The organism is Peribacillus sp. YIM B13481 (assembly GCF_042787985.1).
Lineage (GTDB): Bacteria > Bacillota > Bacilli > Bacillales > DSM-1321 > Peribacillus > Peribacillus simplex_A.
In genome coordinates this window covers 146,307-159,259 of the sequence record NZ_JBHZPE010000002.1, presented here as the reverse complement: position 1 = coordinate 159,259, position 12,953 = coordinate 146,307, and the positions used below count along the sequence as shown (strand labels likewise).

The 12,953-nt window shown below is 43.1% G+C and carries 12 protein-coding genes and 1 other annotated feature; of the genes, 9 read left to right on the top strand and 3 right to left on the bottom strand.

Going from position 1 to position 12,953, the window contains the following annotated elements; genetic code table 11:
* Positions 1–5: 5 nt before the first annotated feature.
* Positions 6–722 carry a (Fe-S)-binding protein gene (locus tag ACFX4X_RS02245; RefSeq protein ID WP_125160119.1) on the bottom strand — a complete coding sequence of 239 codons (717 nt, stop codon included), beginning with the start codon at positions 720–722 and terminating at the stop codon, positions 6–8.
* A 177-nt stretch (positions 723–899) separates the two neighbouring features.
* Positions 900–1,631, bottom strand: a complete 732-nt coding sequence (locus ACFX4X_RS02240) for a FadR/GntR family transcriptional regulator (protein WP_089361717.1) — start codon at positions 1,629–1,631, stop codon at positions 900–902.
* A gap of 253 nt (positions 1,632–1,884) precedes the next feature.
* Between ACFX4X_RS02240 and ACFX4X_RS02235 the strand changes: the two genes are divergently transcribed.
* From ACFX4X_RS02235 to ACFX4X_RS02205, 7 genes are all read left to right on the top strand, one after another.
* Positions 1,885–3,576, top strand: a complete 1,692-nt coding sequence (locus ACFX4X_RS02235) for an L-lactate permease (protein ID WP_089361716.1) — start codon at positions 1,885–1,887, stop codon at positions 3,574–3,576.
* A 67-nt stretch (positions 3,577–3,643) separates the two neighbouring features.
* Complete coding sequence (locus ACFX4X_RS02230) at positions 3,644–4,756, top strand: PucR family transcriptional regulator (protein ID WP_377381243.1); 1,113 nt, start codon at positions 3,644–3,646, stop codon at positions 4,754–4,756.
* Positions 4,757–4,872: 116 nt separating this feature from the next.
* The gene (gene glcD, locus ACFX4X_RS02225; RefSeq protein ID WP_377381240.1) at positions 4,873–6,285 is read left to right on the top strand and encodes a glycolate oxidase subunit GlcD; all 1,413 of its coding nucleotides are present in this window, start codon (positions 4,873–4,875) and stop codon (positions 6,283–6,285) included.
* Complete coding sequence (locus ACFX4X_RS02220; protein WP_377381238.1) at positions 6,282–7,607, top strand: (Fe-S)-binding protein; 1,326 nt, start codon at positions 6,282–6,284, stop codon at positions 7,605–7,607. The genes glcD and ACFX4X_RS02220 overlap by 4 nt, the downstream gene beginning before the upstream one ends.
* A gap of 256 nt (positions 7,608–7,863) precedes the next feature.
* Positions 7,864–8,793, top strand: coding sequence for a YsnF/AvaK domain-containing protein (locus tag ACFX4X_RS02215; RefSeq protein WP_377381235.1), 930 nt, complete (start codon positions 7,864–7,866; stop codon positions 8,791–8,793).
* A 182-nt stretch (positions 8,794–8,975) separates the two neighbouring features.
* A complete protein-coding gene (locus tag ACFX4X_RS02210; RefSeq protein WP_377381232.1) occupies positions 8,976–9,746 on the top strand; it encodes a general stress protein in 771 nt (256 codons plus the stop codon).
* Positions 9,747–10,070: 324 nt separating this feature from the next.
* Entirely contained in the window at positions 10,071–10,454 is a 384-nt protein-coding gene (locus ACFX4X_RS02205) for a general stress protein (protein ID WP_089361711.1), read from the top strand.
* Positions 10,455–10,470: 16 nt separating this feature from the next.
* Here ACFX4X_RS02205 and sspI read toward each other — a convergent pair whose 3' ends face one another.
* Entirely contained in the window at positions 10,471–10,680 is a 210-nt protein-coding gene (gene sspI / locus ACFX4X_RS02200) for a small acid-soluble spore protein SspI (protein WP_061464325.1), read from the bottom strand.
* A 122-nt stretch (positions 10,681–10,802) separates the two neighbouring features.
* On the opposite strand from sspI, the gene ACFX4X_RS02195 reads away from it, so the two are divergent.
* Positions 10,803–11,561 (top strand): TrmH family RNA methyltransferase, encoded by a 759-nt coding sequence (locus ACFX4X_RS02195; RefSeq protein WP_377381229.1) that lies wholly within the window; start codon positions 10,803–10,805, stop codon positions 11,559–11,561.
* A 43-nt stretch (positions 11,562–11,604) separates the two neighbouring features.
* Positions 11,605–11,844, top strand: a binding site (T-box leader).
* Between the two features lie 58 nt (positions 11,845–11,902).
* Entirely contained in the window at positions 11,903–12,943 is a 1,041-nt protein-coding gene (gene pheS, locus ACFX4X_RS02190) for a phenylalanine--tRNA ligase subunit alpha (protein ID WP_061464323.1), read from the top strand.
* Positions 12,944–12,953: the final 10 nt, after the last annotated feature.

The following is a 12,953-nucleotide window of genomic DNA, read 5'->3' as shown; positions in this document are numbered from 1 at the left end:
TTTCTTTAAATACTATTCAGGACTTCCGCAATATGGAGCACTTTCACCGGTTGCCCCTTCCTTTGGATCCGTCCACCGATATTCATCAAACATCCTGCATCCCCACCTATTAAAATATCTGCCCCGGTATCTTCAATATTGCAGACTTTTTCCTCAACCATTTGCCCGGAAATGTCACCCATCTTAACTGAAAAGGTTCCCCCGAATCCGCAGCAATTTTGAGCATCTGGCAGAGGTGTCATTTCCAGTCCCTTAACATGGCTTAACAAAATGAAAGGTGCCTCCTTAACCTTAAGCAGCCGTGTCATATGGCATGAAGTATGATAAGTGGCCTTTCCCTTAAGGGTCGCCCCGACATCGGTCACTTTTAAGACATCCACGATGAATTGGGTCAATTCATATGTTTTATCCGCTAATGAGGCGGCTTTCTTTTCCCATTCGGCATCGCCTTTGAAAAGGACCGGATACTCTTTGAACATCGCTGCACAGGAACCGGAAGGGGTTACGATATATTCAGCATCGGCAAACGTTTTAATCATCTTCTTCATAGCTTCCTTCGAATCTTTCGTATACCCGCTATTATATGCCGGCTGTCCACAGCATATCTGGGATTCCGGGAAATCGATCTCACAGCCTAATCTCTCGAGTAGCTCCACTGTTGCCTTACCGACATTGGATTGAAATAAATCAACTAAACATGTTGCAAAGAGAGTAACTTTCAATCTGAACTCCTCCTTTTTCGAATAGGTTAACAGGTCATCTGATGACTGAAAAATAGAAAAAGGAAATGGTTAAGAGAATAAACCAATTTCCAATATTTAAATGTAGTAATCGTTTTCAAAGTAATATATCAATTTTATCTTTGTTTGTATAGAGTATTTTTGAAATTTATAAGAAGATCAACTATTCTTTTGCTGTTTTTTTTGGATGACCCGGTTCAGTGATTCCTCGACGCTTTGAAGGTGAAACAGCATGGCATTGCGGGCTCCAGCTTCATCTTGTGCCACGATTGCATCATAGATCCGCGCATGCTGCTGATAAAGCTGCTTAAGTGTCATCTCTTCGGAATAAAGCGCAACCCGACGGATATCACGCATCTTTTCCGTCATTAATTCTGAAACGTGGTTCATCAATGTAATCAGCAGCTCATTTTGTGAAGCGTTTGCCACTGCAACATGGAAGGCAATATCCGCTTTATCACTAAGTTCTTCATCGTCGGATACCTGTTCCATATCAAAAAGCCTTTCCTTGAGTTCGATAAGGTCTTCTTCCGATCTTTTCTTCGCTGCCACTTCTGCCGTCCCAGACTCAAGGATTTTTCTAACTTCCAGCAAATGCTTGATATTATCTTGATCCATCAAAAGGGCAGCAGACAAGGGATGGTTCATGATGGTAGGGTCGAAGGTTTTAACGAATGTCCCTTCCCCTTGTTTTATTTCAATGAGACCCATTGAATTTAATGCACTTAATGCTTCACGGATGGCCGGACGCCCGACTTGGAAATTTTCCGCAAGCTGCTGAATGGAATCCAATTGTTCACCTGGTTTCAGATTACCAGACCGAATCATTTCATAAAGTTCATCGCTGACTTCTTCATAAATTTTTTTCGGCTTTATTTTTTTATACACCAAGTAGTAGCACCTCTATTTTCTATGAGTTTCTCTGGTTAATATTATATAACACAAATGATCTTGCACACTTCCAGAAGGTTAAAAATTAGCAAAAAATAAAAAAAATCTTGATTTTATATTTTTAATCATTTAATTTTAATGAATACTCATCAAGTCATCAGATGACTTTGAATATTCGCATATGTAAGGGGTTTCAACTCGCGGTTGATTTCTGAAAATTTTAAAAAATCTATAGAGAATGGAGTCGAAATGAATGACATGGACACAAAACTTTACGCCGATCACCGATAATTTAGTTTTATCATCTATTGCCGCACTCATCCCAATTCTTTACTTTTTCTGGGCACTTACCATCAAACGGATGAAAGGCTACTTTGCTGGTATAACGACGTTGCTTGTAGCTCTTGCAGTGGCAGTATTGATATATGGAATGCCTGCAGGAAAAGCAGTGATGTCTGCTTCACAAGGAGCGGTATATGGGCTGCTCCCAATCGGATGGATAATCATCACTTCAGTATTTTTGTACAAAATGACTGTTAGAAGCGGACAATTCAATATTATTCGCTCTTCGGTGCTTTCGCTTACCGAAGACCGCCGCCTTCAGGCTTTATTGGTGGCATTTTCTTTCGGGGCCTTTTTGGAAGGTGCCGCAGGGTTTGGAGCACCTGTCGCCATTTCAGCCGCGCTTTTGGTTGGTCTCGGTTTTAACCCGCTATATGCAGCAGGGCTTTGTTTAATTGCGAACACCGCTCCGGTAGCATTCGGGGCGGTTGGCATACCGATCATCGCCATGGAAGGCCCAACTGGCATAGCTGCCATGGAAATTTCAAAAATGGTCGGCCGTCAATTGCCATTCCTTTCGGCTTTCATCCCGCTTTATCTCATTTTGATAATGACAGGGTGGAAAAGGTCGCTCGAAGTCTTGCCAGCCATTTTGGTTTCCGGATTTTCCTTTGCCATCACCCAGTACTTAAGTTCAAATTTCCTTGGGCCTGAATTACCGGACATCCTTTCTGCGTTAGTGTCACTATTTGCATTAGCGATCTTCCTTAAATTCTGGAAACCTAAAACGATCTTTCGCTTTGCATCCGAGGAAACGGCAGCAGCTGTCGAACAATTGGACGACACAGCCGAAGCGGAAACAAAGTACACGAAATGGCAGATATTCCATGCTTGGTCACCGTTCCTTCTGTTAACGGCTTTCATCACGATTTGGGGGATGAACCCAATTAAGCCGGCGCTCTCAGGGCATTATGAAGGCACCAATGTGTTGCTTGGCGGAATCAATGAAATCGGGAAACTATTAACCTTCCAAATCGAAGTGCCAGGTCTGCATAATGAAATAATAGGAAACAATGGACTGCCAATCGCCGCTTTTTATAAAATAGAACTGCTTGGAGCAGCCGGGACCGCCATTTTGCTGGCTGCCATCGTTACGAAGTTCATAGCACAAATGTCAGCAAAAGATTTTTCGAGCACCTTTGCCGAAGCGATGAATGAGTTGGCGAAACCGATTTTGATGATTTCTTCCGTTGTGGCTTTTGCCTACGTAACGAATGCTTCAGGCATGTCGACTACACTCGGGATGACCCTGGCAAAATCGGGGGATTTGTTTCCGTTCTTTGCCCCGGTTCTAGGCTGGCTGGGTGTGTTCATTACCGGGTCGGATACATCAGCCAATCTCTTATTTGGCAGTCTTCAGAAAGTCACCGCTCTTAAAGTGGGGATGGAACCGGTCCTGGCGCTTGCGGCAAACTCATCCGGAGGGGTCACCGGAAAGATGATTTCACCCCAATCGATAGCGATTGCTTGTGCTGCCGTTGGATTGGCGGGCAGGGAATCTGAATTATTGAGATTCACGCTCAAGCATAGTTTATTCTTATTACTGCTTATTTGTGTGATCACCTTCTTGCAAAATGGCGTCCTTTCCTGGATGATTCCATAAGTATGAGGCTCCCTTTTGGGAGCCTCGAAATATTTTCCAAGCTCATTCAAAAAAAGGAGGAAATCTAATGCAATTGGCAGCAGTGGCAGAAAAATTGGTTCATGAGGTCCGGAAGCTGATTGATGAGGAAATCATCATTATTGATCATGCTGGCACGATTATCGCAAGCACCGATAGCAGCCGTATTGGATCTTACCATGAAGGAGCCATCCACGCTTTCAACAATCGTGAAAAATTGATCATCAATAAACAGGATGAACGAAGTTGGAAAGGGGTGAAAGCAGGAATAAATCTACCCATTTTCTTCAACCAGGAAGCCGTTTGTGTAATTGGAATTACGGGAGACCCCAAACATGTTTCCCCCTATGCAGAACTTTTAAAAAAGATGACGGAGATGTTCATTCAGGAAAGCTATCACATCGAACAAGTAGAATCCCAATCACGGCTGATGGAATTCTTTGTATTTGAATGGCATCAGCTGCAGCTGTTCAATGAGCCATTCCTTCAGAAGGCTAAGTTGCTTGGGGTCGATGTTCATGCAGACCGAATCATCACCCTAGGTGAATTTAAGACTGAAAAAATCATCGAACCCCAAGTGTGGAAAACGCTTCAGATATACATAGGTCAGCAGCATCCCAAGGACATCGTTGTCCGTTGGGGGAGGAATCAATTCGTCATTCTTTCAATAGCCGATTTTATCGGTTCAAAAATCCAACAATTAAAGAAATTAAGTAAACTGCAAAGAAAACTGGAAGAGAGTTCGGGTTATAAAGTGTGTGCAGGGGTTAGTTCGCGTACACCGGGATCCGCATTCAGACAAGCATTTTTTAAAGCGGAACGTTCCTTGAAAATTGCGTTTCCTTCATCGGGAATTATATTTGACGAGGACTTGAAGCTTGAGATCCTGCTTGATGAAGTTACGACTGAAACAAGACAGGAATATTTATCACGGACGATACAGGATTTGCTTCCTAATGAGGAGCTGCTTAAAACCCTTTCCATGTATTTTGCATGTGATCTATCTTTGAAAGAAACCGCTGCAGCCCTACATATCCATATCAATACCCTCCATTACAGGCTCAAACGCATAGAGGATTTGACCCAACTCAATCCTAGGAAGCTAGCCGATTTAGTCATTATGTATCTATCCTTAAGAGTATTGGATAAACATCCAAATTAATTCTATGTAAATCTGTAAATTCTATATGTTCATACATAGAAGGTTGAATGTTTTTTTTCTTATACTTAAATCATATAAAAATATTGAATTCCATTTTATTTATGAGGGGGATATACATGTTAACAAAGCAGGTTAAGCATCTACTTCTTGCCATCGTTGGCCAGGAAAATTACGATGACTCGAAAGTGGAATGCCTTGTCTATTCATATGATGCAACGCCAGGGTTTCAAGCGATGCCGGATGCTGTCATTAAACCGGGCTGCACAGCTGAAGTCGCAGCCATCGTCAAAGTTTGCAACGAATACAGTGTTCCAATCATCCCACGCGGATCTGGGACGAATTTGAGCGGAGGCACCTGCCCGACAGAGGGGGGTCTTGTCCTATTGTTCAATCGGATGAATTCATTACTTGAAATAGATGGAGAAAACCTAACGGCAACCGTACAACCTGGGCTCATCACATTGGACTTGATTTCTGCAGTTGAAGAGAGGGGCTTGTTTTATCCGCCCGATCCAAGCTCGATGAAAATCTCCACGATTGGCGGCAACATTAATGAGAACTCTGGTGGACTGCGAGGGTTAAAGTACGGAGTCACCCGTGATTATGTCATAGGGCTTGAAGTGGTCCTTCCGAATGGGGACATCATTCGAACAGGGGGCAAGCTTGCCAAAGATGTAGCTGGATATGATTTAACGAAGCTTTTTGTTGGCTCAGAGGGGACCTTGGGCATCGTTACGGAAGCGATCTTAAAGCTGATCCCAATACCGGAAACGACAAAGACCATGCTTGCCTTATATCAAGATCTGGATGCTGCAGCCGAGTCAGTGGCCAAGATCATTTCCAATAAAATCATTCCTGTTACATTGGAATTTCTTGATCGGCCGACTTTGATCGTGGTTGAAGACTTCGCGAAAATCGGTTTGCCCACCAATGTGGAAGCCGTCCTGCTGATTGAACAGGATGGTCCGCCTGAAGTGGTGGAACGTGATATGAAAAGGATGGCCGATATCTGTCTAGAGGAAAAGGCGGTTTCCGTGGAAATTGCCGAAACGGAATCTGACGCTGTTGCCTTGAAGACCGCAAGACGGACAGCCCTTTCCGCACTGGCACGCCTCAAGCCGACGACCATTTTGGAAGATGCTACCGTTCCCCGGTCGGAAATTGCCAAAATGGTTAGAGCGATTAATGAAATTGCCAGCAAGCATAACGTGAACATTTGCACTTTCGGTCATGCTGGGGATGGGAACCTGCATCCAACGTGTATTACCGACGCTCGTGATCATGATGAAATGGAGAGAGTGGAGCAAGCTTTTGCCGACATTTTTGCCGTGGCTATCGACCTTGGCGGGACGATCACCGGTGAACATGGTGTGGGAGCGATGAAGGCACCTTATCTGGAATGGAAGCTGAAGAAAGAAGGGATTGCCGCCATGAGAGTAATTAAACAAGCTTTCGATCCCAATAACATCATGAATCCCGGTAAAGTATTTGCCAAGGAAAGCAGGAAAAGGGTGGTGGTATCTTCATGACGACGGCTCAGGAAAGGGAGACCATTGCCATTCAATTCGCGGAAAAAATGGATGAAGATGAATTGTTGAATTGCATGCGCTGCGGCTTTTGCTTACCCCATTGTCCGACATACATTGAATCGGGGTTGAAGGAATCCCATTCACCAAGGGGCCGGATTGCAATTATGAAAGCGGTGGCGGATGGTGTGATTGGGCCGGATAGGGGTGTAGAGCGTTCTTTGAGTCTTTGCCTCGGCTGTAGGGCTTGTGAGCCTGTCTGTCCATCTGGTGTGGAATATGGACATCTTCTTGAAGAAGCAAGGGATATCATCCATCAGAATAAAAAACACAGTCTCCCTGTAAAAACGATTCGCAAGGCCGTTTTTAGTGGATTATTCCCGCATCAGGAGCGAATGCAAGCCATGACGGGATTGCTTGGCTTCTATCAGAGATCAGGCCTGCAATACCTGGCTCGTAAAATGGGGGTCCTAAATATGCTCCCAGATAATTTGGCAACCATGGAAAAGGTGCTGCCAAAAGTCCCGAAAAAATCAGCGATGAAAAATAGGCCAACTGAGCTGCCTGCAATCGGAACTGCACTCAAAAAGGTGGCTTTCTTTTCCGGCTGTTTGATGGATACGATGTTTTTGGAAACGAACAAGGCCACACTAAAGCTTCTTCAGCTGGCTGGCTGTGAAATCGTGATTCCGAAATCACAGGCCTGTTGCGGGGCGCTGCATGGGCACAGTGGTGAAAAAGAAGGGGCAAAGCAACTGGCCAAGCGTAATATTGAAGCTTTTGAAACGGACGAAGTGGATTATATTATTACGAATGCCGGCGGCTGTGGAGCTTTTCTCATAGATTATGATCATTTGCTCCAAGATGAACCGGAATGGCATGACCGGGCAATCGCATTTAAAAATAAGCTGAAAGATATCAGCGAGATCCTTGTTGATTTGCGTTTTCAGGAAAAAGTTCGACTGAAACTGCCAGATCAATCAGTAACTTTTCAGGATTCCTGTCACTTACGGAATGTGATGAATACCTCTTTGGCTCCGCGAATTCTCCTTCAATCGATAGAAGGAATCGATTTCAGGGAAATGAAGGATGCGGATCGCTGCTGCGGCTCGGCAGGGATTTATAATATTGTTGAATCAGAGATGTCCATGAATATTCTCGACTCTAAAATGGTGCACGCTAAATCGACAAAAGCCGATATTGTTGTCACGGCAAACCCTGGCTGTCTGTTACAAATGCAATTGGGGATCGAGAGGGAAAATTTGGGGGCATGTACGAAAGCGGTCCATATTGTGGACCTGCTTATGGAGGCAGTTGATCTATAATAGAAGAAAAAAGCTTTCAAAGTGGTATATGAAAATAGTGACATGGCAGAATTTGGTTAAACATTACATTTTAAAAAATGGGGAAACCCTTGTAAAACCTGGATTTCATTTGGAAAAATGTTCTGTGCTGAGAACAAAATGTAAATGATATAACATAAATGAAATATTGATTTCTCGTTTACTTAGGTATATGGCGGGTAGAGTTTATATATAGCATCCACTAAACCAGTCAACAAAACCTAAGGAGGAATATTAAATGAATAAAACAGTATATGGAGTATATGAATCAAATGCAGAAGTGATCCAAGCAATCAATGTACTAAAGGCCAAGGGGTTTGAAGGTGACGATATTACGGTCGTCGCAGACAAGGCAGAAACATTGGATTTTACGAACCATCAACGCGAAACTGATGTTCATACAATGACGAATGTTCCTAACGACGAATCATTTATGGACAAGGTGGCACGCTTCTTCATGCCGGAAGATACGGCAGACCTTTCAACAAGATTGGCTAACGCAGGTCTTTCGAATAGTGAAGCGGCTGAACATGTCTTTGATGTAGAAAACGGAAAAGTCCTGGTTCTTGTCGATGAAAGTGAAGGCCACCTTGGAACGGCAAGGGATAAATTCACGACTGGAACAACGGACACTGCCCGTACAAGGCTGGATACAAACTCTGCCAACCCTCTTTACAACGGTACCGAAAAAGCCGATGCATTAAATAAAGAAGATGTATATGGAGTGAACGGGCAAGGCCGTGAATTGCCTGAAGATGAAAGGACGCTTCGACTCAGGGAAGAACAGCTGAACATTGACAAAGAAAGAGTTCAGACAGGCGAAGTGGTCATTAATAAAGAAATCAATGAACAGCATAAAACGTTTAATGTCCCTGTTGAACACGAAGAATTGACAGTCGAGCATAGATCAGTTTCAGGACGTGAAGCGAATCAGGAAACTGGAAGCATTGGAGATGGGGAAACATTACGTATCCCCGTTGTTGAAGAAAAACTGGAAGTTTCGAAAAAACCGGTTGTCACAGATGAAATCGTCATCAAGAAACATGCCGTACAAGAAACGGAACAAGTTCAGGATACCCTTAAAAAGGAAGATATCCAGCTTGATAGTACAGATGAATCGATCGTAAATGAAAAAAAGGCAACTGAACGAAAAATCGACCGCTTCTAAGAGTTAAGGAAAGGGCCTGCAGTTTTTAAACTGCAGGTTTCTTTTTGATTTTAAAGCCTGGCTAAAGGTTCGAACTTGGGGGAGGCAAACCTTTGAATGAGCCATTTTTTGTTTAAATAACGCCCATCAGGGTATAAATACAAATAAGAAGGAAGATCGGAATGATCAGAGGAGGAAGATGCATGGAAAAAACATTATATGGTGTTTTTAATACGGAAAAAGAAGTAATCCAGGCTATACAATCCCTCCAGGAAAAAGGGGTTCATGAAAGTGAAATAACTGTAATGGCTGATAAGAAAGAAGATTTGGATTTTTTCAATGCGGATGTGGATGTCGTTACGAACTCTAATGAGGATTCCTTCATTGATAAGATGAAGCACTTTTTCCTGAACGAGGGTTCAGAAGATATAAGGAACCGATTAGGTGACTTAGGGCTTTCCGATAGTGAAGCCACCGCTTATATAAATGAAGTGGAGGCCGGAAAATTCCTGATTCTTTTAGATGAATCGAAAACCGTATCACAACGAGATGGCGTAACTTTAAAAGGCATGAAGGATGCGGACGGATTATCTGAAGTGAATCCGCTTAAAACAGGGGTGGTGAACAATCCGGACCCGAACCTTTTTCCTGAAACAACAGCGAATGCCTATCAAACAAGGGAAGTAGAAGCACAGCCAGGAAGAAGCGAGGAACTCCACGGCAATTCTGCTAACATCTTTGTAAAGGAAGAGTTTGATATGAAGCAAGCCCAAGAAAGGGAAATCAGTGGGAACTCCATCAGAAAATATAAGGAGCAAAAGCCAGGGGATCATTTAGGGAAATTAGCAAGCGACCCCAATGCAGACGGTAAAAAAGCTTTGGATGCTCAAGGAGCACTGGATCGGACCGGGCAGCAGGAGAAAGGCTTGATGGATGAATACATCAAAAATCGAATTAACACAGATAATCTGTAAGACCCGAAATAACAGCCTGCGCAAGGCTGTTATTTCAGTTTGAAGACAAAAGGGGTTCTATCTAAATTTCAAAACAAAGTTGATTGGAACGGGTGTGTGAGACTCCTGCGGGAAAAGCGAGTGCCTGGAGGCAACGTTCAAATTGTTTACAGCCTTCACAAGGCTGCAATTTTTTAGGATTGCGAAAAAACCCTTTAGGCAAGGGGTTTCCTCGTTCATTAGTTAGGAATCCCCAATGGACTATTTGCTTGTTTATTGATAAAGCCGCAAGGTATAATGACATAGGAATTTTATTTTAAGTAGAGTAACAGGAGGGGGAGAAACATGGAAAAAAACGTATATGGTGTTTTTGACTCTAATCCGGAACTACTTGCTGCAATTCAGGACTTAAAAGCTAAAGGCGTGACTGGCAACCAAATGACAGTAGCAGCTGATATAAAAAACGATGTGCAGCTTGGAAATGAACATACGGATATACTGATCATCGCCAATCAGGATAAGGAGGACACTTTTTTTTTGAGAATCTTCCACTACTTCACAGATGAAGGATCTGGAGATTTACGCAGCTTTTTCACGAAATACGGCTACTCTTTTGCTGAGACAAAAACGATGCTTGAAGAAGTGAGCGGAAAAAAGTTCATCTTGCTGCTTGATGAGGAAGTCTCCATCGAAGAACTGAAAGCCGGCAAAGCGAAATCAAAAAAATAACAGCCTTTGAAGGCTGTTATTTTTTTAATCCTGCTTCAAGGGCAGTGATCATTTCCTGTTTTTCCTGTTCAGATGAATTTTGCCAGATGACCTCGAATAATACTCCCAATCCAGGAAGCATTTTTTCCTCACCATTCTGTATTGCATCGACAATCGTGTCTTCTAGCTGATCTTGCGAATTTCCAGATACATTTTGGATGATCGCATTACGTAGGTTTAAATTCACAATTATTCCTCCTCTAACACATAATGACTGACATTAATAGCATTTCACAAACTGGCATGCAATATGTATGTGAATTGCGTTATAATAGGAAAATCAGTGTGAAGTTAAAGGAGCGTTTACCCTTGAAATATATTGAATCCATAAAAAACCCGCAAGTGAAGCAATGGAAAAAGCTATTGACGAAAAAAGAACGCGATAAAACAGGCAAATATTTAGTCGAGGGTTTTCACCTAGTTGAAGAAGCCTTAAAAGAAGAAATCGTCCTGGAAGTGATCGTAAATGAAGAAACTGAAATGCCTGGCCATTTTAAGCTGGAAGGAACAGAAGTCATTTATGTGAAAAGTGATATTATGAAAGCGATTTGCGATACCGAAGCCCCACAGGGAATTGCAGCGGTTTGTGAACAGAAATTAACGAACATGACGTCCATTAATCCGGATAAACTATTGTTGATCGATGCCGTACAAGATCCGGGGAATATTGGAACGATGATCAGGACAGCGGATGCGGCAGGAATCGATGCGGTCATTCTTGGAGAAGGATGTGCCGACTTGTATAATCCCAAAGTGGTCCGTTCGACGCAAGGGAGCCTATTCCATATGCCTGTCATTAAAGGGAACCTTTCAGAGATCATCGATGAGCTGAAGCAAATCGGCACACCTGTTTATGGCACGGCATTGGAAGGCGCATCCCCATTTGAAGAAGTGGAAAAGTCTTCTCGTTTTGCCCTGCTGGTCGGCAATGAAGGTCAAGGAGTGTCTAAGGAATTACTAAATAAAACGACTAAAAACCTTTATATCCCCATCTACGGAAAAAGCGAATCACTGAATGTGGGGATCGCTGCCGGGATTTTAATGTACCATTTACGAAAATCGATTTGAAACGGCCGTGGAATTATAATATAATAAAACAGAATTTTATATTGAAACAACGATGACAAAGAGTAGTAGCTTAAGTTATCCATATCCAGGGAAAAAATGCCTTGACTGAAAGCATTTTTATGGCACCTTAAGGGAATTCACCTTTCGAGTTGGCATTGGGAAGACAGATTGTCCGAAAAATGTTCCGGTGAAGAGCCGTTATTTTTAATGAAGTGAGTGCAGAAGTTTATTTGTTCGTGCACTAATAAGGGTGGTACCGCGATACATAGACCTCGTCCCTTTAGGGATTGGGTTTTTTTTGTGTTCATTTTTACAACAGGAAAATAAAGGAGGAAGACATGATGCAGGAACGTTTACTAGAACTGCAGGAAGAAGCGTTGCAAAAAGTTGCCGCCGCTTCCGAATTAAAAGAACTGAATGAAGTCCGTGTTGCTTATTTAGGGAAAAAAGGGCCAATCACTGAGGTATTGCGCGGCATGGGTAAATTATCAGCCGAAGAACGTCCGAAGATTGGGGCACTAGCCAATGATGTTCGGGAAGCGATTGCAACAAAGATCGAGGAGAAACAAAAAGCACTTGAAACTGCGGCAATCAATGCAAAGCTGGCAACTGAAACGATTGACGTCACACTCCCAGGACGTCCGGTTAACAAGGGGAATCTTCACCCATTAACACGTGTCGTGGAAGAAATCGAAGACTTATTCATCGGAATGGGTTATACCGTTGCAGAAGGTCCCGAAGTTGAAAGCGACTACTACAACTTCGAGGCACTTAACTTGCCAAAAAGCCATCCGGCACGTGATATGCAGGACTCATTCTATATCACGGATGAAATCCTGATGCGTACGCACACTTCACCTGTTCAAGCTAGAACGATGGAAAAACATAAAGGTCAAGGTCCTGTTAAAATCATCTGCCCAGGAAAAGTATATCGCCGTGATAACGATGATGCGACACACTCCCATCAATTCCAGCAAATTGAGGGCTTGGTCATCGATGAGAACATCAGCATGAGCGACCTGAAAGGGACGCTTGATGTATTTGCGAAAAAAGTATTTGGGCAAGACCGTGAAATCCGACTTCGTCCAAGTTTCTTCCCATTTACGGAGCCTTCTGTCGAAGTGGATATTTCTTGTAAAATCTGTGGTGGTAAAGGCTGCAGCGTTTGTAAACAAACAGGCTGGATCGAAGTGCTTGGCGGCGGGATCGTTCATCCGAACGTCCTTGAAATGGCTGGCTTCGATTCCAAGAAATACTCGGGATTCGCATTTGGAATTGGCGTGGAACGGATTGCCATGTTGAAATACGGTGTGGATGATATCCGTCACTTCTATACGAATGATGTCCGATTCTTAAAACAATTCAACCATCACGAAGCATAAATTTTTATTT